Origin of the sequence: Actinopolymorpha singaporensis, assembly GCF_900104745.1 — a bacterium.
Classification (GTDB): Bacteria; Actinomycetota; Actinomycetes; order Propionibacteriales; family Actinopolymorphaceae; genus Actinopolymorpha; species Actinopolymorpha singaporensis.
In genome coordinates, this window is record NZ_LT629732.1 from 5,276,310 (window position 1) to 5,302,582 (window position 26,273).

The 26,273-nt window shown below is 72.4% G+C and carries 21 protein-coding genes; 5 read left to right on the forward strand and 16 right to left on the reverse strand.

The features are described 5' to 3' along the window. Positions 1-88: 88 nt before the first annotated feature. The 13 genes from BLU27_RS23645 to mraZ all read right to left on the reverse strand — a co-directional run bounded on the left by BLU27_RS23645 (position 89) and on the right by mraZ (position 15,271). Complete coding sequence (locus BLU27_RS23645) at positions 89-877, reverse strand: cell division protein FtsQ/DivIB (RefSeq protein WP_092655843.1); 789 nt, start codon at positions 875-877, stop codon at positions 89-91. Further along, positions 877-2,313 (reverse strand): UDP-N-acetylmuramate--L-alanine ligase, encoded by a 1,437-nt coding sequence (gene murC, locus BLU27_RS23650; protein WP_092655844.1) that lies wholly within the window; start codon positions 2,311-2,313, stop codon positions 877-879. The genes BLU27_RS23645 and murC overlap by 1 nt, the downstream gene beginning before the upstream one ends. Then, complete coding sequence (murG, locus tag BLU27_RS23655; RefSeq protein WP_092655845.1) at positions 2,310-3,425, reverse strand: undecaprenyldiphospho-muramoylpentapeptide beta-N-acetylglucosaminyltransferase; 1,116 nt, start codon at positions 3,423-3,425, stop codon at positions 2,310-2,312. Before murG ends, murC begins: the two co-directional genes overlap by 4 nt. Positions 3,426-3,429: 4 nt before the next feature. Beyond that, entirely contained in the window at positions 3,430-4,698 is a 1,269-nt protein-coding gene (ftsW, locus tag BLU27_RS23660; RefSeq protein WP_197681546.1) for a putative lipid II flippase FtsW, read from the reverse strand. Between the two features lie 37 nt (positions 4,699-4,735). Continuing rightward, positions 4,736-6,253, reverse strand: a complete 1,518-nt coding sequence (murD, locus tag BLU27_RS23665) for a UDP-N-acetylmuramoyl-L-alanine--D-glutamate ligase (protein ID WP_241827598.1) — start codon at positions 6,251-6,253, stop codon at positions 4,736-4,738. After that, complete coding sequence (gene mraY / locus BLU27_RS23670; RefSeq protein ID WP_092655846.1) at positions 6,250-7,335, reverse strand: phospho-N-acetylmuramoyl-pentapeptide-transferase; 1,086 nt, start codon at positions 7,333-7,335, stop codon at positions 6,250-6,252. The genes murD and mraY overlap by 4 nt, the downstream gene beginning before the upstream one ends. Beyond that, complete coding sequence (locus BLU27_RS23675; protein WP_092655847.1) at positions 7,332-8,771, reverse strand: UDP-N-acetylmuramoyl-tripeptide--D-alanyl-D-alanine ligase; 1,440 nt, start codon at positions 8,769-8,771, stop codon at positions 7,332-7,334. The genes mraY and BLU27_RS23675 overlap by 4 nt, the downstream gene beginning before the upstream one ends. Further along, positions 8,768-10,423 carry a UDP-N-acetylmuramoyl-L-alanyl-D-glutamate--2,6-diaminopimelate ligase gene (locus BLU27_RS23680; protein ID WP_092655848.1) on the reverse strand — a complete coding sequence of 552 codons (1,656 nt, stop codon included), beginning with the start codon at positions 10,421-10,423 and terminating at the stop codon, positions 8,768-8,770. Before BLU27_RS23680 ends, BLU27_RS23675 begins: the two co-directional genes overlap by 4 nt. 232 nt (positions 10,424-10,655) lie before the next feature. Continuing rightward, positions 10,656-12,467 (reverse strand): peptidoglycan D,D-transpeptidase FtsI family protein, encoded by a 1,812-nt coding sequence (locus BLU27_RS23685; protein ID WP_241827599.1) that lies wholly within the window; start codon positions 12,465-12,467, stop codon positions 10,656-10,658. A gap of 236 nt (positions 12,468-12,703) precedes the next feature. After that, entirely contained in the window at positions 12,704-13,393 is a 690-nt protein-coding gene (gene ftsL / locus BLU27_RS23690) for a cell division protein FtsL (protein ID WP_092655849.1), read from the reverse strand. Continuing rightward, entirely contained in the window at positions 13,390-14,382 is a 993-nt protein-coding gene (rsmH, locus tag BLU27_RS23695) for a 16S rRNA (cytosine(1402)-N(4))-methyltransferase RsmH (RefSeq protein WP_092655850.1), read from the reverse strand. The genes ftsL and rsmH overlap by 4 nt, the downstream gene beginning before the upstream one ends. 15 nt (positions 14,383-14,397) lie before the next feature. Next, complete coding sequence (locus BLU27_RS23700) at positions 14,398-14,607, reverse strand: hypothetical protein (protein ID WP_157728777.1); 210 nt, start codon at positions 14,605-14,607, stop codon at positions 14,398-14,400. A 223-nt stretch (positions 14,608-14,830) separates the two neighbouring features. Next, the gene (gene mraZ / locus BLU27_RS23705) at positions 14,831-15,271 is read right to left on the reverse strand and encodes a division/cell wall cluster transcriptional repressor MraZ (protein ID WP_092655852.1); all 441 of its coding nucleotides are present in this window, start codon (positions 15,269-15,271) and stop codon (positions 14,831-14,833) included. An 860-nt stretch (positions 15,272-16,131) separates the two neighbouring features. Between mraZ and BLU27_RS23710 the strand changes: the two genes are divergently transcribed. The 3 genes from BLU27_RS23710 to BLU27_RS23720 are packed head-to-tail and all read left to right on the forward strand — an operon-like array spanning position 16,132 to position 20,995. After that, on the forward strand, positions 16,132-17,157 hold the full coding sequence (locus tag BLU27_RS23710; RefSeq protein ID WP_092655853.1) for an AAA family ATPase: 1,026 nt from the start codon (positions 16,132-16,134) through the stop codon (positions 17,155-17,157). 5 nt (positions 17,158-17,162) lie between these two features. Next, positions 17,163-18,641 carry a DUF58 domain-containing protein gene (locus BLU27_RS23715; RefSeq protein WP_092658155.1) on the forward strand — a complete coding sequence of 493 codons (1,479 nt, stop codon included), beginning with the start codon at positions 17,163-17,165 and terminating at the stop codon, positions 18,639-18,641. Further along, a complete protein-coding gene (locus BLU27_RS23720) occupies positions 18,638-20,995 on the forward strand; it encodes a transglutaminase TgpA family protein (protein ID WP_092655854.1) in 2,358 nt (785 codons plus the stop codon). Before BLU27_RS23715 ends, BLU27_RS23720 begins: the two co-directional genes overlap by 4 nt. Positions 20,996-21,175: 180 nt before the next feature. Here the strand turns inward: BLU27_RS23720 and BLU27_RS23725 are convergent, their stop codons facing one another. The 3 genes from BLU27_RS23725 to BLU27_RS23735 all read right to left on the reverse strand — a co-directional run bounded on the left by BLU27_RS23725 (position 21,176) and on the right by BLU27_RS23735 (position 23,259). Beyond that, positions 21,176-21,646, reverse strand: a complete 471-nt coding sequence (locus BLU27_RS23725) for a DUF3040 domain-containing protein (RefSeq protein WP_092655855.1) — start codon at positions 21,644-21,646, stop codon at positions 21,176-21,178. 214 nt (positions 21,647-21,860) lie between these two features. Continuing rightward, on the reverse strand, positions 21,861-22,670 hold the full coding sequence (locus tag BLU27_RS23730) for a methyltransferase domain-containing protein (protein WP_241827600.1): 810 nt from the start codon (positions 22,668-22,670) through the stop codon (positions 21,861-21,863). A gap of 94 nt (positions 22,671-22,764) precedes the next feature. Next, the gene (locus tag BLU27_RS23735) at positions 22,765-23,259 is read right to left on the reverse strand and encodes an SAV_6107 family HEPN domain-containing protein (RefSeq protein ID WP_172805023.1); all 495 of its coding nucleotides are present in this window, start codon (positions 23,257-23,259) and stop codon (positions 22,765-22,767) included. Positions 23,260-23,781: 522 nt separating this feature from the next. Here BLU27_RS23735 and BLU27_RS23740 point away from each other — a divergent pair. Beyond that, positions 23,782-25,167 carry an MFS transporter gene (locus BLU27_RS23740; RefSeq protein WP_157728778.1) on the forward strand — a complete coding sequence of 462 codons (1,386 nt, stop codon included), beginning with the start codon at positions 23,782-23,784 and terminating at the stop codon, positions 25,165-25,167. 431 nt (positions 25,168-25,598) lie between these two features. Then, positions 25,599-26,192, forward strand: coding sequence for a DUF4126 domain-containing protein (locus BLU27_RS23745; protein ID WP_092655857.1), 594 nt, complete (start codon positions 25,599-25,601; stop codon positions 26,190-26,192). Positions 26,193-26,273 lie beyond the last annotated feature (81 nt).

Here is a 26,273-nt window from a genome sequence, read left to right on the forward strand (position 1 = left end):
GGTCACCCAGCCGGCCGAGTCACACGCTCGCAGGTCGCCGAGCCACGAGGTGCACAGGCGGCGTTCGCGCGTGGGCTCGCGCCGGAGTTCAGGCCCGGGTGGTCGGGAAGCTCGGCACGCTCACGTCGTAGACCTTCGCCTTGCGGGGAAGGAGTTCGGCGAGGACCCGGGCCTTCAGCCTGGAGTTCTCGGCGTTCCCCCAGACGACCGTCACCCCGCCATGCAACCGCAGCATGACCGCGTCCGGAGTCTTCACCTCGATCGTGTCGAGTCTGCGCAGGAGTGGCCTGGGCAGCGCCGCCGCCACCCGGGCACCGACCACACGCAACTCCTCCGCCCTCTGCGGGCTCGGGCGCCCGGCTCGCAGCTGCACGAGCGGGTAGGCCCCAGCCGCGTCCGGCACCGCGCGGAAAGGAACGCCATCGGCGTCGACAAGGTGGTACGCCGATCCGTCCCGCCACACCGCGACCGCCCTGCGCTCCACGATCCGCACCGTCACCTCGTGCGGCCACGAGCGGCTCACCTCGGCCTCCTTGACCGGCGGCAGCTGGGCCACGATCCGGGTGCGTACGGCCGCGAGGTCGACCCGGGCCAGCGGGCGGCGCAGCGGCACCGCCGCCGCGGACCGCACCTGTGCCGGGGAGAGCCCGGACGCGGAGGTCAGGCCGCGCACGGCGACCGACCGGGCGTCCAGCAGGCTGGAGAACGCGACCGCCCACACGCCCGCGCCGACGACGAGCACTATCGCGACCAGGACGAGCAGCGGTCGCATCCGCGCCAGCCGGCGCGACCAACGCCGGCGGCCGAACCTGCGCGCCGACCTGTTCGCCGAACCGCGTGCCGACGTACGCGAGACCCCCGTGCCCCCCGTCGGCATCAGTGCGCTCCCGGCTCGCTCTCCGCCGCCAGCCGGTCGCCCACGAGCTCGAGGACCTCCGGGCCGACCAGTGCGACGTCGGGTGCGCCGAGGGTGAGGACCAGGTCGCCGGGCCGGACCCGCTCGGCCACCCGCACCGGGGCCGCCGACCAGGACCGTTCGTAGACGATCCGTTCCGGCGGCAGCGGGATGTGCGGGATGATCAGTGCGCCGGTGACGCCCGGGATCGGGTCGTCGCCGGTGGGATCCATCACGACCACCTCGTCGGCCAGCCCGAGGGCCTCGCCGAGTTCGCGGTAGAAGAACTGCGTCCGGGTGTGCCGGAGCGGACGGAAACAGACGACGACCCGCCCCTCCCCCGCGGCCCCGCGCGCGGCGCGCAGGTTGACCAGCATCTCGGTCGGGTGGTGGCCGTAGTCGTCGTAGACGCGCACCCCTCCGACCATGCCCTTGTACTCGAACCGGCGCCGGGTGCCGGCGTAGCTCGACAGCCCCTCGCGAAGCTCGCCGGACGGGAAGCCGAGCGCCAGCCCCGCGGCGTACGCGGCGGCGGCGTTCCAGGTGTGGTGCCGCCCGGCGACGTGCACGTCGATGGTGCCCTCCCGGCGACCCTGCACGACGACCTCGAAGCTGGAGCTGAGCGGCTGCTGGTGGACGTCCTCGATCCGGATGTCGGCGTCCTCGGCCTCGCCATAGGTGTGTACGTCGACCCCGCGGGCGCGGGACGCCTCGGCGAGCCGGCGCGCACCCGGGTCGTCGACGCAGGCGACCAGGCAGCCGCCCGGCACGATCCGGTCCACGAAGGCGTCGAACGCCCGGTGGTAGTCCTCCGGGGATTCGTACATGTCGAGGTGGTCGGGGTCGACGTTGGTCACCACCGCCACCTCCGGTGAGTACTGCAGGAACGCCCGGTCGGACTCGTCGGCCTCCACCACGAAGATGTCGCCGGTGCCGTCGTGGGCGTTGGTGCCGGTGTCGTTGAAGTTGCCGCCGATCGCGAACGACGGGTCCGCACCGCAGTGCTGGAGCGCGACCGCGAGCATCGACGACGTGGTGGTCTTGCCGTGTGCACCGGACACCGCCGCCACCCGACGGCCCTCCATCACCGCCGACAGCGCGGCGGCCCGGGAGTACAGCAGCAGCCCGCGCCGTCGGGCCTCCACGACCTCGGGGTTGTTCTCCTTGATCGCGGTGGACACCACCACGGTGTCCACGTCCGCGACGTAGGCGGGGTCGTGCCCGACGTAACAGGTGGCGCCGAGGGCGCGGAGGGCGGTGAGGGTGCGGGAGTCCTTGGCGTCGCTGCCGGTGACGGTGATGCCGCGGGCGATCATGATGCGCGCGATACCGGACAGGCCGGCCCCGCCGATTCCCACGAAGTGGACACGGCCGAGCTTCTCCGCGGGAACCAGCTCCGACGGGGGAGGAACGATCATCGGCCAACCTTTCCGGCTTTGCCCTGCGAACGCGCGGCTGCCGCCCGAACCAGCTCGGCCAGCCGCTCGTCGGCGTCGGCCGGCATGAGGTCCTGGGCGACCTTGGCCATCGCGGTCAGCCGGGCGTGGTCTGTCGCGAGCCCGACCACGTGCTCGCGCACCCAGTCGGGGGTGAGGTCGGCGTCGTCGACGAGCAGGCCGCCGCCGGCGTCCACCACGGGTTGTGCGTTCAGTCGCTGCTCGCCGTTGCCGACCGCGTACGGGACGAAGACGGCGGGCAGCCCGACCGCGGCGAGCTCGGTCACGGTGTTGGCACCGGCCCGGCCGACCGCGAGGTCGGCGGCAGCATAGGCCAGGTCCATCCGCTCGATGTACGGCACCACGACGTACGGCGGGTCGCCAGGGGCCGGCGGCGGCACCTCGACGGTGTTGCGCGGCCCGGTGGCGTGCAGCACCTGGACCCCGGCGGCGGCCAGCGCGGGCGCGGCCTGGGAGACGGCCTGGTTGATCCGCTGGGCGCCCTGGGATCCACCGGTGACCAGCAGGGTCGGACGGTCTGGGTCCAGCCCGAACTCCGCCCTGGCCTGGGCCCGCAGGGCGGACCGGTCCAGGGCGGCGATCTCCCGCCGGATCGGCAGCCCGACGAACCTCGCGTGCCGAAGCGGCGTCGCCGGGAAGCTCACCGCCACGTCGGAGGTGACGAACCGGGCCGCGAACCGGTTGGCGATTCCCGGGCGGGCGTTCTGCTCGTGCACCACGACCGGCAGCTTCATCCGCCGGGCGGCGAGGTAGGCGGGCATGGCGACGTAGCCACCCAGCCCGACCACCACCTGCGCTCCGGTGCGTTCGATCACCGCGGCCGAGGCCCGCACGGCACCGGCCAGCCGGCCGGGGACGGTGAGCAGCCGCGGGGTCAGCTCCCGGGGCAGCGGCACCCGGGGAATGAGCGCCAGGTCGTAGCCGGCGGCCGGGATCAGCCGAGCCTCCAGGCCCTCCTCCGTACCGAGAAACGTGAGACCCACCTCGGGGTCGGTGCGCCGGAGCGCGGCGGCGAGGGCAAGTGCCGGGCTGATGTGGCCGGCGCTACCACCCCCGGCGAGAACAACGTGCACAGACTCACCCTTCGTCGTGGCGGGCCGAACTCTTCCGCCGCGCCCGCGCGGCTGCCTTGGACGCCGCCCGGTTGGCGGCACGCTCGTCCAGCGCGGCGCGAGCGGCCGGCTCACGCCGCGCGAACGACACGAGCAGCCCGAGGGCGAACAGAGTCGGAAGCATGGCGGACCCACCGTATGACACCAGCGGCAGGGGTATGCCGGTGATGGGTAGCAGACCCAGGACGGCGCCCATGTTGACCAGCGCCTGGGCGGTGATCCAGCCCACGATCCCGGCCGTGGCGAGACGGGTGAAGGTGTCCTCGGTGCGCAGGGCGACCCGGATGCCGACATAGGCGAGGGTGAGGAACATCCCGAGGACCACCAGGGTGCCCACCAGGCCGAGCTCCTCCCCGATCACGGCGTAGATGAAGTCGGTGTGCGCCTCGGGCAGCCAGCCCCATTTTTCCCGGCTGTTGCCGATTCCGACGCCCCACCACCCTCCGGTGCCGAGCCCGAACAGCGAGTGCGCGGCCTGCCAGCCGGTGTTGCTGTAGTCGGCGAAGGGGTCGAGGAAGCTCACCAGCCGGCGCATGCGGTAGGCGCTGGTGATGGCGAGGTAGGTGACCAGCAAACCCACGACGGCGACGAACATCGCGAAGTAGCGCAGCGGCGTGCCCACCACGAACAACAGCACCAGCACCAGCGAGAACAGCACCAGCGACGTGCCGAGGTCGCGCTGCCCGAGCACCAGGGCGAGCACCAGCCCCGCGCCGGGCACGAACGGGATGACCAGGTGTTTCCAGTGCTGGAGCAGCTTCTCCTTGCGAGCCAGCACGTCGGCGCCCCACAGCACCAGCGCGAGCTTGGCCGCCTCGCTGGGCTGCATCATGAACGGCCCGCCGAACGACAGCCAGTTGCGGTTGCCGTTGACCTCCACGCCCAGCGGGGTGAAGGTGAGCGCCAGCAGCACGAACGCCACGATCATCATGGGGTACGTGCACACCCGCAGCACGCGCAGCGGCAGCCTGGTGGCGACGAACGCGATCGGGATGCCGGCGGCCACCCACATCAGCTGGCGCAGGGCCATCGTGTAGGAGTTGCCGTAGGTCTCCAGCGAGTCGTAGCTGGACGCCGACAGGACCATCGCGATGCCCAGGGCCAGCAGCAGGCCGCTCACGCCGACGATCAGGTGGTACGACGTCAGCGGACGGTCCAGCAGTCCCCGCAGGTCGGCCAGCCAGCTCGTCCGGCGTTCCGCGCCTGCGTTCCCGGTCTCCTCGGCGGTGGTCACGAGACTCCCGTCCCTGTGCGCAAGCGCGGCCTCCCGTTCAGCTGCTGTGCGGTGCACCTCCGGCGAGCCGCCGCGCCGCCGCGCCGAACGCGTCACCGCGCGCGCCGTAGCTCGCGAAGAGGTCGAAGGACGCGCACCCGGGCGCGAGGAGCACGGTGTCGCCTGGACGGGCCAGGTGCCGCGCGTGCGCCACGACGCGATCCATTACCTCAGTCTCGCCGTCAGCGACCTCGACGACGGGGACCTCGGGCGCGTGTCGCGAGAGTGCCTCGAAGATCAGTCTGCGGTCGCGGCCCAGGAGGACGACAGCCCGCAGCCGGCCCTTCACCGCGTGTACCAGGTCGTCGAAATCCTGCCCCTTCGCGAGACCGCCCGCGATCCAGACCACCGAGTCGTACGACAGCAGCGACGCCAGCGCCGCGTGCGCATTGGTCGCCTTGGAGTCGTCGACGTACGGGATGCCGTCCACGTCAGCGACCCGCTGGATGCGGTGCGGCTCCAACGTGAAGCTGGTGAGGCCGGCCCGTACCGCGGCCGGGCGGACACCGTGCGCGCGGGCCAGCGCCGCCGCGGCCAGCGCGTTGGCGACGTTGTGCGGCGCCGACGACGGGAGGTCGCGGACGTTGCACAGCTCGGCGGCGGAGGTTTGGCGCTGCTCGACGAAGGCCCGGTCGGCGAGCACCCCGTCGACCACGCCGAGCATGCCGACGGCCGGGATGCCCGCAGTGAAGCCGACCGCGCGGCAGCCCTCCACGACGTCGGCCGCCCGGACCAGCTCCTCGGTGGCGGCGTCGGCGACGTTGTAGACGCAGGCGATCTCGCAGCCCTCGTAGATCTTGCCCTTGTCGGCGGCGTAGCGGTCCAGGGTGCCGTGCCAGTCGAGGTGGTCAGGTGCGACGTTCAGCACCGCAGCCGCCCGTGGCCACAGCCGCCGCGACCAGTGCAGCTGGAAGCTGGACAGCTCGACGGCCAGGACGTCGTACGGCTCGGGGTCGAGCACCGCGTCCACGACCGGGGCGCCGATGTTGCCGACCGCCGCGGTCCGCAGCCCGGCGGCGGACAGGATCGAGGCCAGCATCCCGACCGTGGTGGTCTTGCCGTTGGTGCCGGTGAGGGTGAGCCAGGGCGCGGCGTGCTCGGGATCGCGCAGCCGCAGCGCGAGGTCGACCTCGCCGAGGATCGGGATGCCCGCGGCGGCCGCCTGCGCCAGGATCGGGGCGTCGGGCCGCCAGCCGGGCGAGGTCACCACGACGTCGGGTCCGCCGGGGATGGAATCCGGGATCGACGCGGTCGAGCCGGGGCCGAGCCGGACGTCGGCGCCGAGCGTCTGCAGGATCGTGGCGCGCTCGCGTTCGGCGTCCCCGTCGCGCTCGTCCACGACGGCGACCCGCGCGCCGACGCCCAGCAGGCCGGCGGCGGCGGAGTAGCCGGACACGCCGATCCCGGTGACGAGGGCGGACAGTTGGGGCCAGGGCGAGTGCCGGTCGGCGGTGTCCAGCCAGTCCGGACCCGCGTGCGGGGCGTTCTGGGCGTTCGGTGCGTCAGGTGTACTCACGTGCCGGACACCCACTCCGCGTAGAAGATGCCGATCGCGCCCGCCACGCAGATCCCGCAGATGATCCAGAACCGGATCACGATGGTGACCTCGTTCCAGCCCTTCAGCTCGAAGTGGTGGTGGATCGGGGCCATCCGGAAGATCCGGCGCGGGGTGCCGGTGCGCCATCGGGTGAACTTGAAGAAGCCGGTCTGCAGCATCACCGAGGCCACCTCGATGAGGAAGAGGCCGCCGATGGCGATCAGCAGCAGCTCGGTGCGGGTGAAGACCGCCATCGCGGCGACCCCGCCGCCGAGCGCCAGCGAGCCGGTGTCGCCCATGATGATCTTGGCCGGTGAGGCGTTCCACCACAGGAAGCCGAAACAGGCCGCGGTGACGGCGAACGCCACTACCGCCAGGTCGTACGGATCTCGGACCTCGTAGCACTTCGCGGCCGGCTGGTTGAAGCACGCCTGGTTGAACTGCCAGACACAGATCAGGGTGTACGCCGCGAACACCATCACCGACGCGCCCGTGGCCAGGCCGTCCAGGCCGTCGGTGAGGTTGACGCCGTTGGACGTCGCCGCGATCAGGAAGAGCACCCACAACACGAAGACGATCGAGCCGAGCTCCAGCCAGGGGACTCTGATGTCGCGGATGAACGAGACGAACGTCGAACCCGGCGTGACGTTCCGCTCGTCCGGGAACTGCAGGGCCAGGATCGCGAAGATCACCGCGACCGAGGTCTGCCCGGCGAGCTTGGTCTTCGCCCGCAGGCCCAGGCTGCGCTGCCGGGACACCTTGAGGTAGTCGTCCAGGAAGCCGACCAGGCCGAGCCCGACCATCAGCATCAGCACAAGCGCGCCGGACGCCGACGGCAGCCGCCAGACGAACAGGTGCGCGGCGATGTAGCCCAGCACCGCGGCAACGATGATCACGACGCCGCCCATCGTGGGCGTACCCCGCTTGGTGTGGTGCGAGGTCGGTCCGTCGTCGCGGATGATCTGGCCGTACCCCCGGGCGGCGAGCATCCGGATCGCGACGGGCGTGCCCAGCAGCGAGATCAGCAGCGAGACCCCGCCGGCGAGGAGGATTGCCTTCACGCGCCGCCCTCCACGGTCCCGGTTCCCAGGCCGCTCGCACTGCCGCCCGCACCCTCACTCAGGGTGTCGCCGAGATGACGCAACCCGGCGTCACGCGAGGACTTGACGAGTACGACGTCACCGGCACGGAGCTCCCGCCGCAGCAGCGCGAGCGCCTGATCGGTGTCCGGCACGAAGACCGACTCCTCTCCCGAATATCCCTCGGACCGGGCTCCGCGCTCGATCGCACGGGCGCCCGCGCCCACCACCACCAGCCGGGACACACCCAGCTGCACCGCAAGTCTGCCGATCCCCTCGTGGGCCTCGTCCGCGGCCTCCCCGAGTTCGAGCATCTCACCCAGTACCGCCCACGAGCGGCCACCCCTCGCCAGCACCGGCAACGTCTCCAGGGCCGCTCGCATGGAGTCCGGGTTGGCGTTGTAGGCGTCGTTGACGATCGTCACGCCGTCGGAGCGGACGCTCACCTCCATCCGCCAGCGGGACAGTGCCACCGCGGCCGACAGGCCCTCGGCGACCGCGGTGACGTCGAGGCCGACCGCGAGCCCGACCGCCGCCACCGCCAGCGCGTTGGCGACGTGGTGCCGCCCGACCACTCCGAGCGCCACCTTGGCGCTCCCGGCCGGGGTCACGAGTTCGAACGCCGCGCGGCCGGCATCGTCGAGCCGTACGCGCTCGGCACGGACGGTGGCGTCGGGCCCCTCGCCCACCAGGACGGTCCGGCCGCGGGTTCGCCCGGCCATCGCGGCGACCAGCGGGTCGTCGGCGTTGAGGACCGCGACGCCGTCCTCGCCGAGAGCCTCCACCAGCTCGCCCTTGGCCTTGGCCGTCATCTCCTTGCCGCCGAACTCGCCGACGTGGGCGAGGCCGACGTTGAGGACGACGGAGATGTCGGGCGGCGCCAGCTCGGTGAGGTAGCGGATGTGCCCGACCCGCTTCGCGCCCATCTCCAGCACGAGGTAGCGGGTCTGCTCGTCTGCCCGCAGGACGGTCAGCGGCATGCCCAGCTCGTCGTTCAGCGACCCCTCCGGCGCCACCGTCTCACCGGCCCCGGCGAGCAGCTGCGCGAGCAGATCCTTGGTCGTGGTCTTGCCCGCCGATCCGGTGACCGCCACCAAGGTGAGGTCGGGCAGCCGGTCGAGCAGGTGCCGGGCCAGCCGGCCGGCGGCCGCCACGGAGGCGTCCCGGTGGCCCTCCGCGGGTGGAGCGACCACGCACGGCAGGCCCGGGAGCGGCCGGCTGCTCAGCACCGCCGCGGCCCCCTTGTGGACGGCCTCGGCGGCGAAGTCGTGCCCGCGCCCGTCGGCGACGAACAGCCCGCGCGGCGACAGCTTCCGGGTGTCGGCGGCAACTCCCCCCGTGACGGTCGACTCGGGGTCGGCCTCGTGCAGCTCGCCGCCGACCGCGGCCGCGATCTCCGCCAAGGTCATCGTGATCATCGCTGCGCCCCTTCCTGGCCGGCTCCGTGACCGGCTTCGTGGCCGGCGGCCAGAGCTGCACCGTGGCAGCCGGACGTCCGCGCCAGTTCCTCCGTGACGACGACCCGGTCGTCGAAGGGGTGCACCACCCCGGCGATCTCCTGGCCCTGCTCGTGACCCTTGCCCAGGACGAGCACGGTGTCGCCGGGCCGAGCGGCCCCAAGTGCGTACCGGATCGCCTCCCGCCGGTCGGCGACCTCCCGTACCTCGCCGCGGTCGGCGGCGGGCACCTCCCGGGCACCGGCGAGCGCGGCCGCCCGGATCGCCGCCGGATCCTCCGAGCGCGGGTTGTCGTCGGTGATCACCGTGAGGTCGGCGTGCCGGGCCGCGGTCGCGCCCATCAGCGGCCGCTTGCTCCGGTCGCGGTCACCTCCGCATCCCAGCACCGTGACCAGCCGGCCGGGTGTGCGCGCCCGCATGGTGTCCAGTGCCCGGGCGATCGCATCCGGGGTGTGTGCGTAGTCGACCAGCACCACGAAGTCCTGGCCGGCGGTCACGCGTTCCATCCGCCCGGGCAGGGCCACCTCGGCGAACGCCGGAAGGAACTCCTCGGGAAAGACCCCCGCGGTGGCGAGCATGGCGGTCGCCAGCAGGGCGTTGGCGACGTTGAAGTCCCCGGGCAGCGACAGCGACACGGCCACGTCGATCCCGCCCGGTCCGCGCACCCGGAAGGCGCTGCCGCCGTCGGTGGCCGGCTGGACCTCCTCCGCGCGCCAGTCCGCCGCCGGGTCACCGGCCGCGGAGTACGTCACGACCTCGACCGCCGCCTCACGCGCCAGTCGCCGCCCGTGCTCGTCGTCCAGGTTGACCACGCCGACGCGGGCGTGCCCGGGGGTGAACAGCCTCGCCTTCGCCCGGAAGTAGGACTCCAGGTCCCCGTGGAACTCCAGGTGGTCCTGGCTGAGGTTGGTGAACCCGGCCACGTCGTAGATAGTCCCGTCCACCCGGCCGTGGACGAGCGCGTGGCTGGACACCTCCATCGACACCGCCTGCACGCCGCGCTCGACCATCACCGCCAGCAGCGCCTGCAGGTCCGGCGCCTCGGGCGTCGTCCGGGCGCTGGGCAGGATCTCGTCGCCGATGCGGGTTCCGGTGGTGCCGAGCAGTCCGGTCCGCCGCCCGGCGTACCGGAGGGCGGCCTCCAGCAGGAACGCGGTGGTGGTCTTGCCGTTGGTGCCGGTGATCCCGAGCATCAGAAGGTCCCGGGCGGGGTTGCCGTACATCCAGGCGGACAGCTCGCCCACCATGGCCCGCGGGTCGGGCACCACGAGCGTCGCCAGCCCGGCCGCCTCGCACCGGCCCCGGCCGGCCTGGTCGGTCAGGGCGGCCACGGCGCCGCCGTCGGCGGCGGTCCGGGCGTACGTGGCTCCGTGGGAGCGGTCGCCCGGGCGGGCGACGTAGAGGTCGCCGGGTACGACCGCCCGCGAGTCCTGGCTGATGCCGGTGATCACCACGTCGGCCCACCCGGCGTCGGAGCGCTCGGCGTACGACACCTCGGCCGGCGCGAGCTCGGCCCCCGGCAGCGCGGAGAGGAAGGAGACGACCTCCGGCAGCGTCCGGCGGGGCGGACGTGTCGGACGCGGGGTCACCGCGCCGGTGGCGGGGACGGCCACGGGGTTTCCTCCCTCGATGTCGAGAATCTTCGCCCACCCTGTCCGGGCGGGCCGGCGCAGTGCGGCCGGGATGTGGCCGCTCGCGCGTCCCCCACGCGCCACTGTCTGCGGCGTGAGGCTACAGCGTCACACCGGTGATCGCCTGCGGCCGCGTCGCCGGCACGTCACGTGCCCCGCCAGGGCAGCGTCGGTCAGGGCCTCCGTCACCTGTGATCATCAGGATCGCCTGTGGTCACCAGTACAGGGGCAGTACGGGCGACTTGGTGCCGGTGGGCGGGACGCCGTACTTCTGCAGGGTGAACGCCATGATGTCGTGGAAGACGGGTGCGGCGAGCCCGCTTCCGCTGTTGCCGCCCTTCTTGGGGTCCTGCAGGTCGACGTACACCACGAAGCGGGGGTCGTCGGCCGGGGCGAATCCGGCGAACGACGCGGTGTAGCCCCGGTAGCAGCCACAACTGGAGTCCGCGCGCTGGGCGGTCCCGGTCTTTCCGGCGATCCGGTAGCCCGGGATCGCCGCCTTCGTGGCCAGCGCGTCGGGGCCCTGGACGACCTGTTCCATCATCCGGGCCACGGTGGCCGCCGCCTGCTCGCTCACCACCCTGGTCCGCTTGGGCGCGGGGTTCGGCACGAGCGAGCCGTCGTCGCCGACGTACCCCTTGACCAGGGTCGGGTCGACCCGGACACCACCGTTGGCGACGGCCGCCACCGCGGCCGTCAACTGGACCGCGGTCACCGACATGCCCTGGCCGAACGAGATCGTCGCCCGGCGCAGCGGGGTCCAGTCGGACACCTTGCCGATGGTGCCGCCCGACTCACCCGGGTACCTGACGGCGGTGGGCTTTCCCATCCCGAACTTCCGGAGGTAGGAGGCCTGCAGCTCCTTCGGCATGCCCTCGGCGGCCAGCACGACACCGATGTTGCTCGACCTCGCCAGCGCACCGGCGAAGGTGAGGTTGACCGTGCCGTGTCCCCACCAGTCACCGATCCGGCGGCCGTCGCGGATCAGCGAGCCCGGAGCCCGGATCTTCGTCGAGGGCGTGACGTAGCCGCTGTCGACCAGCGCCGAGGCGGTGAGCACCTTGGCCACACTGCCCGGCTCGTACACCTCCTGGAAGGGCCGGTTGACGCGGTCCTCGGCAGGCGACTTCGTCGGGTGGTTGGGGTCGAAGGTGGGCGCGGTGGCGACCGCGACGAGTTCGCCGGTACGGGTGTCCATCACCACGACGTCACCGCTGCGGGAGTTGGTGGCCTTGACCTGGGCGGCGATCGCCTGCTGCGCCGCCCACTGGACGTCCCGGTTGATCGTCAACCGGACGTTGGCGCCGGGGACGGGATCCTCCTCCGAGCTGTGCGCGAGCGGGATCTGCTGGCCGTTCAGGCCGCGCTCGTAGACCATGTGGCCGTCCTTGCCGCGCAGCTTGCCGTCCAGGGCGTACTCGATCCCGGACAGGCCTCCGCCGTCGGAACCGGTGAACCCGACGATGTTCGCCGCCACCTGGCCGGAGGGGTAGGTCCGCATCGGGTCGGGCTCGGTCAGCACGCCGCCGAGGCCCTCCGCCCGGAGGGCGTCGCGGGCCCTCTTCCAGGTCTGTGTCGGAACCTTGCGGGCGAGGTAGACGAACCTCGTCTTCGGCGTGCGCAGCTTCGTCGTCAGCGCCTCCTGGTCGACCTTCAGGATCGGCGCGAGCGTCTCGGCGATCTGCCCGGCGTCGGGCCGGGTGATCGTCGGGTCGGCGGTGACCGCCAGCGTGTCCACGGTGGTCGCGAGGGGTACGCCCGTCGCGTCGGTGATCTCACCGCGGGTCGCGTGCAGGGTGACCCGGCTGATGCGTTCCTTCACGGCCGCGTTGGCGTACGCCGCACCGTCGAAGCCCTGCAGCTGGACCAGCCGGCCGGCGAACACCGACATCACGAACGCGACCAGCAGGAAACCCACGCGCAGCCGGCGCTCGGTGTGGCCGAGCCGGAGGGTGCGGGGCGGGCGCCGGGGCGAGGGGCGGACCACCCGTGCCTGGGTGGCGGGCCGCCGGCGGCGCACGGGCACGCCGGTCGCCCCTGGGGAGGACCGGCGCGTCGTCCCCGCCGAGCGCGGAGCGCCGGTGGAACGGGAGCTTCCGCTTCCGCTGCCGCTGGACCGGCCCGTGGCGCCTCGGCGGTTGCCGCGGTCGGCACTCCGGGCCGACTGGCGCCCTGTCTCCGGGCGCGCCGGTCGGCCGGACCCGCCACCGGAACGCCCCGCACCGGTGGCGCGGTCGGACGGTTTGCGCGGGCGCTCCGGGCTCACTGGTCACCCCCGCCCGACGTCGGCGGCTCCAGGGTCACCAGGGGCGCCGACCCCGAGGGCCGCTCGGTCTGGGGCCGCTCCGCCTGCGGCTGGTTGGTTCCCGACCGCGACTGGGTGCCCTGGTCGGCGGTCGTGCCCGCCGCGCCCGGGTCGGTCTGCGTGGTCGCCTGGCCCGGCTGGGTGCCGGTCTGGGCCCCGGTGCCGGTCTGGCTCTCGGACTGCGTGCCCGGCCGACCCGACGACACCTGGGGCGGGATGCTGTCACCGACCCGGGCCGACGGGGACGGCGCCGGGGTCTGGCGGGCCTTCGCGGGCACCGCGTCACCGAGCACCGCGCCGTCGCTCAGGCGCAGGAACACCGGGTTGGTGTTGGGCACCATGCCCAGGCGCTCTGCCTGTCCGGCGAGGTGCTCGGGCGCCCGCATCGCCGCGACCTGTTGCTCGAGGGCCGCCTGGCGGTCCTCGAGCAGAGTCGTCCGGCGCGACAGGTCGTGGATGGTGAACGAACCCTGCTGGACCGTGGTGTTGAGCAGCAGCAGCCCGAGCAGGCCCGCACTGAGGATCGCCACGACGAGAATGACGAAGGGCGCCCTGGACTGCTGGGGCTCCGGTTTCGGCACCACCCGGAGCCGTGGCCGCGGAGCCACCTCCCGTACTGGCCGGTTGAGACTCTCCAGGGCACTCATGCCGCTCCCCCTCTGCTCGCCGTACGGCGACTGTCAAGAATCCGTTCCGCTGCCCTCATCCGCACCGACGTGGCACGTGGGTTCGACTCCACCTCTTCCGGCGTGGCCTTCTCGGCCCCGCGGGTCAGCAGGCGGAGCACGGCTTCGTGGCCGGGTGGTACCGCCGGGACGCCGGGCGGGACGTCAGGGCGTGCGAGGGCACCCAACGTCTGCTTCGCCAGGCGGTCCTCCAGCGAGTGGTAGGCCAGGACGACGACCCGGCCGCCGACGGCGAGCCGGTCCACCGCAGCCGGCAGTGCGCGTTCCAGGGCGGCGATCTCGCCGTTGACCTCGATCCGCAGCGCCTGGAAGGTGCGCTTGGCCGGGTGGCCGCCGACCTGCCGATCGGCGCCCGGGATGGCCGAGCGCAGCAGGTCGACCAGCTCCCTGCTGGTGGTCAACGGCCTGCTCTCGCGTTGCCGGACGACCGCGTCGGCGATCCGCCGGGCGAAGCGTTCCTCGCCGTACACCCGAAGGATCCGGGCCAGGTCAGCGGCGGAGTAGGTGTTGAGAACGTCTGCGGCGGTCGGGCCCCGGGTGGGATCCATCCGCATGTCGAGCGGGGCGTCCCGGCTGTAGGCGAACCCGCGCTCCACCTCGTCCAGTTGCAGGGAGGACACGCCGAGGTCGAACAGAACTCCCCGCACCCGGTGGTGGCCGAGGTCGTCGAGGACGTCCGGAAGCTGGTCGTACACCGCGTGGACGCAGGTCGCCCGGTCACCGAACCGCTCCAGGCGTTCTCCGGCGGCGGCCAGCGCCTGCGGGTCGCGGTCGAGGCCGACCAGGCTGGCCTGCGGGCACTCCTCCAGGAGCGCCTCCGCGTGACCTCCGAGGCCGAGCGTGGTGTCCACCACCACGGAGCCGGGCTCGGCCAGCGCGGGAGCGAGCAGCTCCACCACCCGTGCCGCGAGGACGGGGACGTGGGTCGGCTCGCCGGCACGTTGGTTCATGGGAATCCTGTCCTCTCAGCCCGGCAGGCGCAGCAGGGTCGAGAGGGCGAACGACACGGCGGTGCAGGCGAGAAGCGTGAGGCCGGCCGCGACGAACCGCGCCCGGAGCAGCGGGCGCAACGCTTCCTGACCTGGGTCGAGCGGCCACGACCTGGCGGAGGGGTCGGTCGCCCCGGACACATGACCGGAGCGGTCCGCGCCGTGCCGGCGTGCCGGTTCCTTCACCTCGACCCCCACTGCATGGTGCTGCGTGTCGTTGCCGTGCGGCCAGGTCCCCGCCCGCTCACTGGGGAAACCGCCGTCTGGCGCCGGGGAAGGTGCGTCAGAAGGCGCAGGGAGCGGGCTGGAGACCTCACCGCACGACCACTGCTTGCTCGTTCGAATGGACTGTCCGCCGGAACGACCGGTGGACGGGGCATGTGACGGGGTACTGACCGGGGGCGGAACGTCACAGGATTCCTGGCAGCACCTCCTCGCTGAGCTCGGAGAACGCCTGCTCCTGGTCGCTGGAGTAACTGGCCCAGGCCTCGGCGTCCCAGATCTCGACGCGGTTCATGGCGCCGATCACCACGCAGTCGCGCCGCAGGCCGGCGTACTCCCGAAGCATCGGCGGAAGAGTGATCCGCCCCTGCTTGTCGGGCTTCTCGTCGGAGGCACCGGCGAACAGCATCCGGAGGTAGTCGCGCGCCGCCTTGTTCGTGACCGGCGCCTGTCGCATCTGCTCGGTCAGCCGACCGAACTCAGCCAGTGGCCAGACGGAGAGACAGCGCTCCTGTCCGCGTGTGACCACAAGCCCCTCCGCAAGCTCGTCCCGAAACTTTGCCGGGAGGAACAGCCGTCCCTTCTCGTCGAGACGCGGGGTGTGGGTGCCGAGAAACGTGGCCGCCACCTCCCCGTGAGGCTCGCCGGGTACCGCCGTCCACCACTGCGCGCCACTTTACCCCACAGCACTCCACCGTCAACCAGCTCTCGGCTCGGCGCGGCGCTTCTTCCGAGTGACGGTCCTGGGTATCTCCGCAGGTCAGAGGCGTGTTTGCGAACGGTGGAGGAAAGGGGAGCGGTGGAGCGGCACGCGTGGAGCGGCTGGAGCGGACGACGGCAGCCGGATGCGACCGTCGGCGTGTCGTACGGCGTGTCGCCCGGCGGGCCGTCCCTCCGGTGGCCGCGGCCGGCTTCTGCCGAACCGGCGTCGCGTACCACGCGTGCGAAGTGCGGGGATGTCGCGTACCACGACGTGCGTCGCGCCGTGGCACGGCGACCTGGTCGGGTGATGCGGTGGAGCGAAGTGGTGGGCGACGTACGTATCCCGGATGAGCGGACTGCTGAAGAGATGCAGGACCGGCACATCGTTCGTCTTCCCGAAGAGGCACGGTGACGCGACGACGCACTGAGCGACGCGACGAGCGACGCGACAAGCGACGTGACAAGGTCGGCCCGCCCGACGGGGCATCCAGGTCTGGCGACGGAGCAGGAAAGAGAGGCCGGACGGAGCTCAATAGAAGAGGACAGAAAGAGATGAGCCCGGGAATTTCTCGCCGAGCGAGGATTCCGCGGCCCGGCGGACGTACGGTCGATGCCAGGAGTCGTCCGGCTCGGTCAGTCCGGCGGGATGTCCGACAGGAGGACCGTCATCAGCAACACCAACCAGGCACGGACAACCCGTGCGATCCCCCATCCCCGGCAGGACCCGAACCTGAGACACTCGACCAACGCGCCGCTTCGCCAGCGGCCCCATTGGTGAAGGAGGCCATGGTGTCGACCGGCCCGACGTTCGAGCCGACGAGGCGACCGGAGGAGCCGCGCTGGGCTCCGGCGGCGGACTTTCCTTATCTCGCACAGACAGCGGGTCGCGTCCGCGACGCGGTCCAGCGCGTGATCGAGGGCAAGCCCGACGTGGTCAGGACAGCGCTGACGGTCCTGCTCGCCGAAGGCCATCTGCTCATCGAGGACGTGCCCGGCGTGGGCAAGACGATGCTCGCCAAGGCGCTGGCGCGCTCGATCGACTGTTCCGTACGCCGCGTGCAGTTCACTCCCGACCTGCTCCCGAGCGACGTCACGGGCGTGTCGGTCTACAACCAGGAGACGCACGACTTCGAGTTCCGGCCCGGTGGCATCTTCGCCAACATCGTGGTCGGTGACGAGATCAACCGCGCGTCGCCCAAGACGCAGTCGGCGCTGCTGGAGTGCATGGAGGAACGCCAGGTCACCGTGGACGGCACGACATACCATCTCGAGGCGCCGTTCATGGTCATCGCGACGCAGAACCCCATCGAGATGGAGGGCACCTATCCCCTGCCCGAGGCGCAACGCGACCGGTTCATGGCCCGCGTCTCGATGGGTTACCCGAGCCCCCAGGCCGAGCTGGAGATGCTCGACGCCCACGGGGCGGCCTCGCCGCTGGACGACCTGGAGCCGGTCACCGACGCGCGTGAGGTCGCGAAGCTGGTCGACATCGTGCAGGGCGTCTACGTCTCCCCCGCGGTGAAGGAGTACGCCATCACGCTGGTGACCGCCACCCGCAACTCCCCCGACCTGCGGCTCGGCGCTTCGCCCCGGGCGACCCTGCACCTGGTCCGGGCGGCCCGGGCGGCGGCCGCGCTCGACGACCGGGAGTACGTCCTGCCCGACGACCTGCAGGCTCTCGCCGTCCCGGTCCTCGCACACCGGTTGCTGCCCGCCGCGGAGGCCCAGATCGCACGGCGTTCGGCCGAGCAGGTCGTCACCGACCTGGTGCGGACCGTTCCGGTCCCCGACCCGCACCGCCGCTCTCGGTGACGCGGATGGGGGGACGGTTCTCATCCCTCACCACCCGCGGCCGGGCTTTCCTGGCCGCGGGTGTCGCCGCTGCGGTGTGCGCCGTCGCCCTGGGACAGAAGGACCTCCTGCGGGTGGCGGTGTTTCTGCTCGCCCTGCCGGTGGTGACCGTCCTCGTCGTCACCCGTACTCGCTACCGCATCGCCGCCTCCCGGACGATCGAACCGGTGCGGGTGCAGGTCGGTGAGCAGGCGACCGTACGCCTGCGGCTGGAGAACGTCGGCCGGATGCCCACCGGCCTTTTGCTCCTCGAGGACCAGGTGCCCTACCTCCTCGGTTCCAGGCCGCGGTTCGTCCTGGACCGGATGTCGGCCCGGTGGCGCCGCGACGTCACCTACCCCGTGCGGTCGGAGGCCCGCGGCCGGTTCACGGTCGGTCCGCTGACCCTGCGCGTCACCGATCCGTTCGGTCTGGTGGAGCTGTCCCGGTCGTTCCGGTCCCAGGAGGTGTTCCTGGTCACGCCGCGGGTGTACGCGCTCCCGGCGGCGAAGGCGGCCGGTGAGTGGTCCAGCAGCGGTGAGCACAACCAGCGTGCGGCGTCCGCCGACGGGGAGGAGGACGTCACCGTCCGCGAGTACCGCGAAGGCGACGACCTGCGCCGGGTGCACTGGCGATCCAGCGCCCGCCGCGGGGAACTCATGGTGCGGCGGGAGGAACAGCCCTGGCAGAGCCGCGCCACCGTCTTCCTCGACACGCGACGGATCGGCCATCGCGGCAGCGGCGCGACGTCCTCGTTCGAGTGGGCGGTGAGCGCGGCCGGTTCCGTCGGCGTGCACCTGCTGCGCCGGGGTTTCTCCGTACGCCTGCTGACAGACGCTGGCGCGTCGGTGCTGGCGACGGCGCGCGAGTCGGGTCCGACGGTCGAGTCGGAGGGGCAGATCCTGGACGCGCTCGCCGTGGTCGCACCGTCGTCGATCGGGCACCTGTCCCAGACCTCCCTGACGGCCGCCAACGACGGTTCGCACGGCCTGCTGGTGGCGGTGATCGGAGTAGTCACACCCGCCGAGGCCCAAGCACTGGTGCAGGCGCGGCAGCGGTCCAGCGCGGCGTTCGCGATCGTCGTCGACACCCCGTCCTGGGCGGCCGGCAACGAGCGTTCGCCCCAGGCGATGGCCGAGCAACTCGCCGAGAGCGTGCGCATGCTGCGCCGCGGCGGGTGGCGGGTCTCGGTGGTCAGGCACGGTACGACCGTCCCGGCGGCCTGGGCCCAGCTGATGCTCGGCGAGGACGGCGCCGGCCCCCGGTCTCCCGGGTCGGCCTCCTCGTCAGTGTCCCCCGCGTCTCCCGGGTCGGCCCCCTCGTCAGCGTCTCCCGCATCTCCCGCGTCCTCGCCGGCACCGGCCGCGGCGGCCGGGCCCCTGGCCGGGGTGGCGAACGACTCACCGACCCCACCGGCCGCGGCACCGACCGTTCGTGAGGAAACCTGGGGAGGGCAGGCGTCATGAGCAGCGCGCTTCGTCGGAGTCTCGCAGCCTTCCTCGCCACCGTCTTCGCCTCGCTCGCGCTGTTTCCCGCGTACGCCACCACCGAGTGGCTGTGGTCGGCCGTCCTGGCCGCGCTGTTCGTCACCACGATCGGGTTCGTCCTGCGCCAGGTCGGTACGCCGCGACTGCTCGTACCCCTCGGTCAGCTGGCCGCGCTCGGCTGGGCGTTCGTGCTGGTCTACGCGCCGCACGACCTGCGGTTCGGGTTCCTGCCCACCGGCGAGTCGGTGCTGGCGCTGGCCCACCGCATCAACGACGGGCTGCTGATCGTGGTGCGCTACGCCGCGCCGGTCCCCTACGACGCCGACCTGGTGATGGTGACCGCGATCGGCATCGGCCTCGTCGCGATCGCCGTCGACCTGCTGGCGGCGACGTACCGGCTGACCCCGTGGGCCGGCCTGCCGCTGCTGCTCGTCTACAGCATCCCGGCGACCACCGTCTCCGGCGGCATCTCCGCACTCGCGTTCGTCCCGGCCGCGATCGGCTACGTCGTCCTGCTGCTCGGCGAGGGCCGCGAACGCCTCGGCAGATGGGGACGCGTGATCGGCCTCGCCGACGATGTCGCCGGGCCGCAGGAAACCGTGCAGACCTCGCTGCTCGGCCAGACCGGCCGGCGGGTGAGCGCCGCGGTGATCGGGCTCGCGGTCGTCGTACCCGCGGTCGTGCCGACGCTTCCGGAGAGCGTGCTGGGACGCGGGGAGGGCGGCGGGATCGGTCCGGCCAGCCGCACGATCAAGGTGAACAACCCCATCGTCGACCTCAAGCGCGACCTGAAGCGCCCGCAGGACTTCCCGGTGATGACGTACACCACCGGATCGAACTCCCCCGACTACATCAAGCTCGTCACGCTGGACGAGTTCGACGGCGACCGCTGGCGGCCCTCCCCCCGCAGCGTCAGCAACGTCACCCCCGACCGGACGGAGTACGCGCGGCTCCCGGATCCGCCGGGACTGCGCAGCAAGGTCGCGAAGACCTCGGTGACGACGAAGTTCCAGGTGACCGACGCGCTGCAGTCGAGGTGGCTGCCGACGCCGTACCCCCCGACCGCGGTGAAGACGACGGCCGACTGGGGGTACGACCCGGAGACGCTGGACATCGTGCTCCGCGGTCAGGAGTCGGCCGGACTCTCCTACGACGTACGCACCCTCGACATCGACTACACCCCGTCCCAGCTTCGAGACGCCGGCCCACCGCCGGCCGCGGTGTTCGACCGCTACACGAAGCTCCCGCCGAACATCCCGAAGGAAGTTCTGCGGCTGGCCCGGGCCAAGACCGCGAAGGCGCGGACCGCCTACGACAAGGCGGTGGCGCTGCAGTCCTGGTTCCGCAACGACTTCATCTACGACCTCGAGGTCCAGCCCGGCCACGGCGGGTCGGCGATGCTCGAGTTCCTCGCGGACAAGCGCGGCTACTGCGAGCAGTTCGCCGCCACCATGGCCATCATGGCGCGCTCGCTCGACATCCCGGCCCGGGTAGGCGTCGGCTACATGCCGGGCACCCGGCAGGCCGACGGGCGTTGGCTGGTGACCTCCCACGACTCCCACGCCTGGCCCGAGCTGTACTTCGCGGGATACGGATGGGTGCGGTTCGAGCCGACCCCGCAGTCACAGACGGGCGTCGCTCCGGTCTGGACCGTCCCCGACACCAACACGCCGAACACGCCGATCCCCGACCAGCGCGACAACCCGGAGGACCCCCGGCAGAACCGGAACCCGTCATCGTCGCCGACGCCGTTGGCGCATCGGAACGACCACATCAACGCCGTACCCACCGCGCCGACGGGCCCGGCGTTCAATGTGCTCCCCCTGCTGGTCGTGCTGGTGGCGCTTCTGATCGTGGCCATGCCGATGCTGGCGCGGTTCGGTATCCGCCGGTCCAGGTTGTCGCAACGGGATCCGGAACGACTGGTCGAAGCCGCCTGGCGTGAGCTCGCCGACGTGACGACCGACCTGGGGGTGCCCTGGGACAATGCCACGACGCCGCGTACGGCCGGGGTCCGGCTGGCCGACCGGCTGCCGGCGTCGGCGCACCAGGCGCTGCGGACCGTGGTCGACGCGGTCGAACGCGGGCGGTACGCCCCGGCCCCGGGCGAGGTCGGCGACGTGCGCGCGGCGGTGGCCACGGTGACCCGGGCGCTGTTCGGTCAGGTGACCCTGCGGCGCCGGCTGCGGGCGTGGCTGGCACCGGTGTCGCTGTGGCGCCGGCTGCCGGCGCTGTGGTCCCCGGTGAGCGGCCTGCTCGACCGGGTCGACACGCTCGGGCCGCGACTCGCCCGGCGGTGGCGACGCGGCCGGATGGCCGGCACCAGCCGCTGAGCACCAGTCACGGAGCACCACGTCGTCACGGAGGCAGGACTGGCATCATGCCGCCGCCTCGGCGACCGATGGCGACGTGGGTACGGCGGCTGAGCGAAGTGCGGCAGACAGCGCGTGGCAGCTTCGGCGTCGGTGGAGGCCGAAGGTCGGCGGTCGACCGAAGATCTGTGGTGGCGAAGGTCAGAAACCGGACTCGCGGCGGCGCCGCCAGCGTTCTTCGACGCGTTGCATGAAGGTGCCGCTGGGCTTGGGGCGACGACCCCTCGGCTTGGCCTGTCCGCCCGGCTTGGCCTGTGCGCCGCGTGGTCGCTGCCCGCGCCCGCGAAGCGGCACCACCTTGGGTGTCTCTCCGGCCGCGGGCATGTGCCGGAGACTGGTCGCGACGTAGTAGGCGGAGACCAGCATGACCAGGAAGCCGAGCACGCTCACCGCGACGAAACCGCTGATGCTCTGGCCGGTGGTCATCATGATCGCGCCGCCGAGCATCAACACCATGCCGACGACGAAGACGGCGGCTCCGATCACGGCACGCCGGCGCTGGCGCGTGCGCAGATCGACCCCCCGCAACGCCGAGGCCAACTTCGGGTCCTCGGCGGCAAGGGCCCGCTCCATCTGCTCGAGCAGTCGCTGCTCGTGGTCAGAGAGAGGCACCTGACCTCCAACGGGACACTGCCGTGTTCGATCTTCAATGAGCCTAGATGAAAGTCTAGGCAGGCTCGGAACGGCACGGTAGCCGACCTTGCACGTTCGACGGAACCGGCGGGTAAAAGTCGGCTACGACGACCTCTGTCCGCATGGCGACGTTCGAGCGATGCTCCCACCGACACCGTACCTGAGCGGGCGGCTTCAGGCCCGTCGGCCGCGATCACTGCCTGCGGGCGAGCAGGTGGAGCTGGGCGGACAGGACGCGAAACTTCGGATGCGCCGAGGCCTGGGACTCGAGGTCGAGCAGGGCGGCGGTCGCCCCGGGCTCGTCGGCCAGGCCGGCCGGCAGCAGGTCGGCGAAGACCCGGACGCCGCGTTCGTCGACCACCACGAGTCCGGCGTTCTCGGCGAGCCCGCGCAGTTGCTCAGGGGTGAAGCGACGTGGTGTGGGGCCGGCCTCCACCGGATCGTCGGCGGCATCGAGCGCCGCCCGCGCCTGGTCGAGGTGACCGCTCAGCACCTTGGCCAGCACGGCGGCGTAGCGGTTGGCCGCCACCAGGCTGAGCGCACCACCCGGCCGCAGCACGCTCGCCATCGCGTGAACGGCTACCTGCGGGTCGTCGACCACTTCCAGCACGCTGTGGCAGAGCACCAGATCGGTGGTCGCCTCCCCGAGAAGCTCCCGCAGACTCACCGCGTCACCCTGCACCGCCTGGACTCGGCCGGTGACGTGCGCCTCCGCGGCGCGGCGTTCGAGCGCGGCCAGGGAATCCGGGCTGGGATCCACGACCGTGACCTGGTGACCCATCCGTGCGATGGGGACCGCGAGATGCCCGGTGCCGCCGCCGGCGTCGACGACCCGGAGGGCGGACCGACCGGACTTGGCCACCTGGTCGTCCAGGGCGGCTCGGACCAGGCGTCCGATCACCTCGTCACGAAGCGACCGGCGGCGTCCGGGTGCCGAACCGCTGAAGGAGTCGGCGGCCCGGTGACCGGTACCGCCTTCGGCGTCCAGGCTGCGCTCGGGCACGAAACGACCCTCCTCTGGGCTGGGTGACAGGCGTCACCAGCCTAGGGTCTGTCCTGCGGATCAGGGTCGACGAGTGAGCGGGTCATCCGGCGGGTCAGGCGGCCGCGCCCGGACCGTGGACCCGCAGACCCGCCCGGCTCAGACGATCGCCGTCGGCCGGGTCGGACTGATGTGGCAGCGAAGGCTGGTGCGGCAGCTCCAGCATCGCCTCCACGACCGCGATGAAGCGCTCGACGTCGCGGATCAGGTCGTCGGCGTCCCGGTCTGTCACCGCCCTGGGAAGTCCTGCCTCTGCGGCCGCGCGCTTGCCGGCTCCCGCGGCGAAGAACGCTGCCCACTCCGCGAGCTCCGGGGCGACCCGGGCCAGCAGGGTCCAGGCGTCGCGACGACCGCGACGAACGGTCGGCCCGGTGCGCGCGGCCAGGACGGCCGCCGCGGTGCGCAGGGCGGCGACGTGGGCGGCGGAGTAACGCTCGGTCGCGAGCTCTGCCATCCGGGCCTCGGCCAGGGAGGTCCGGGCCCGGTCGAGCGCCTCGAAGACACTCGGGCCGAGCGGGGCCTGGAACGACGGACTCGACTGTGTGCGCATGAGTTAGCCCTTCCGTTGCCTCAGAGCACCCCGGCCCGTGGCCGGGACGGAGCCTGCCTGCTGCTCGTCGGTGCGGGCGCCGACGCGGCACCGAGCTGTCTGGCCGCCGAACCGGGCGGGACGCTTTCCCCTGCCCCTGCGCGTCCCGCCCGGGGCCAACGGCGCTCCGGCGGGGGCAGGGACGAGCCTCCCCCGTCGGACTTCGCGACCCGACTCGGGAGATCGCTCGGCTCCCCCGAATCGGTAGGTCGAACATACGTTCGACCTACGAGAGAAGTTAACCCACCCGGCCGTCGCCGTCAACCGGACCCGGCACGTCCACCCGGGCGGGGCGGTGCGGGACCTCGTGGAACACTCACGTACTGCCATGCCGTCAGTCTTGCGGTGACCACCGACAGTCCCGGCCGACACCGGCCGACCCCGGCCGAGCCGGCCGCCGGAATCCGGGCAGCGAGGAACTTCAGTGATTTTCTGTGAGGAAAGTCGCACGCACTGTGTCTTTGCTGCGGCAAGATGCAAAAGGTGAGGGATGCTGACGGGTCGGCCCAGACCGGATATCGGGGTCTGCTCCGAAACCACGAGTTCGCGGGGTTGTTCGCCGCGGACGTCGCCTCGCGGATCGGCAGTCAGCTGGGGAAGTTCGCCCTCGCCGCTCTCGTCTACGAACGCACCCGGTCGGCCGCCCTGGCTGCGGTGACGTTCGCCGTCACCTACCTGCCCGGCCTGCTCGGCGGCCCGGTGCTGTCCACCCTGGCCGACCGGCTGCCCCGGCGCGGGCTCCTGATCACCTGCGACGTCGTACGAGCCGTGGTCACGGCGCTGATCGCCCTCCTCGGCGACCACATTCCGCTGGCGCTCGGACTGCTCCTGCTCGCGGAGTTCTTCCGGGTGCCGTTCGGAGCCGCGCGGACGGCGATCCTGGCCGACGTCCTGCCCGCCGAGCGGTTCGCCGCCGGAAACGCTCTGGTCGCCACCAGTCAGCAGGCCGTCCAGGTGATCGGCTTCGCGGCCGGCGGTTTCGTCGTCGTCCTCGTCGGTTCGCCCGCGGCGCTGGGTGTCAACGCCCTGGCGTACGCCATGTCGGCCGTCCTGCTCGCGGTGTTCGTCGCGTCCCGGCCGGCGCCGGAACGGCCTGCCGGCGCAGCCCGCCATCCGATCCTGCGCGACACCTGGCAGGGCCTTCGAATCGTCCGGGACACCGCCCGGATGCCGAGCCTGTTCTGCCTGCTGTTCCTGGGGCCAACGGTCCTCGCGACCGCGGAGGGCCTCGCCCTGCCGCTCGCCGCCGACCTCGGGCTCGGCGACCAGGGCGCGGGCATCCTGCTCGCGGCACCACCGCTGGGCAGCGCGGTCGGCCTGCTCGTGGTGGGTCGGATGTCCGCACCGAGGCGGAATCGACTGGTGGCCCCGGGTGCGGTCGCGGTCGGGCTGTGTGTCGCGGCGGCGGGACTTGCCGGGCCCGCGGCACTCGTGGTGGCGGCGCTGCTGCTGGCGGGTCTGGCGATGGGACACGTCGCCCAGCTTCAGGCCGCCATCGTCGGGCTGGTGCCGGCCGGCGCGCGGGGCCGAGTGGTCGGCCTGGCCAACACCGCGCTGCAGCTCGGCCAGGCCCTCGCCCTTCTGCTCGCCGGGGTGATCGCCCAGGCGACGTCGAGTCGCGGGGTGCTGGTCGGGGCCGGTGTGGCCGCCGGGATGGCCGCGGTCACGGTGGTCGGCCGGGATTCGTTCGGGCGGCGTGGCGCCCTGCCCGAACCAGAGATCGCGGACGATCTGCCGGGCGGCGGGACCGTGGCGCCGCGCCTGCCCGGCCCAGCGGGAGCGCAACCCGCTGGAACGCAGCCGGCGGACGTACGGCCGGCCGAAGCGCAGCTGGCCGGCCGGGAAGTGGAACATCGACCGGCAGGGTGAGCCCCACCCCCGTGGGGGCCCACCCGCGCCGTCCCGCCGCGGTGGCGAATCGGTCCGGGCCCAGGACCACCGCCGTGGCGGGCGTCCGCGGCCCTGACGGCCGCCGAACGCGTTGGAAAGATCCTGGCTCGGACCGGTCGGTGCGAGCATCCGGCGTCGTACTCATTCCCGCGTAGGTACTCACCACTCGTGTGCCGGGCGTCAGCTGGGGGCCGGACACCAGCGGCCCCGAGTACGCGGTGCCGACACGGCGGCCCGGCGTCCGCGTTCGGCCAGGGTCGTGGGTGACACTTGCCTGGCGTGGAGTCCTGGCGCGGACCCGTCGTCCCCGTCCGGTGACCGCGCGGGAGGCGCGGGCGGCCACGGTACGTGCCCATGCTGGACGCCAGCGAGGGTGCGCCACGGGAGGCGACGAGAGGAGGGCGGGCGAGGTGGAACTGCTTCCGCTGGTGTTCACCAGCGGCTGGGCGAGCGGCGTCAACGCCTACGCGACGGTCCTGCTCCTCGGCCTGCTCGGCAGGTTCCTCGGCGTCGAGGGCATCCCGGCCGCGCTGGAACGCACCGACGTACTGCTGGCCGCGGCCGGCTTGTACGCGCTGGAGTTCGTGGCCGACAAGATTCCGTACGTCGACTCCGGCTGGGACGCCGTCTCCACCGCGATCCGGCCCACCGTCGGCGCGATCCTCGGGCTGCTGATCGCCGGGCACACCGGCGACCTCGACCAGGCCCTGTCGGCAACTGTGGCGGGAACGACAGCGCTGGCCAGCCACGCCGTCAAGACTGGGTTGCGGTTCGCGGTCAACACCTCACCGGAGCCGGTGAGCAACGTCGCGGTCAGTCTGGGTGAGGACCTGTCGGTGGCGGGCGCCCTGATGCTCGCGGTGACGTGGCCGTGGACGGCGTTCACCCTGGTCCTCGGCACTCTGGCTGGTGGCGGCCTGCTGACGCTGGCGCTGACCCGGCGGGTCCGCCGCGGCTACCGCCGATGGCGCGAACGCCGGCACCAGGTTCTCGAGCAACCCTGAGTCCTCACGTGCCCGCCGTCCCCGAGCCCTCGGCGACGAGTCCTCGACGACCACGACGTCACCGGCCGCTAGGGTCTGGCG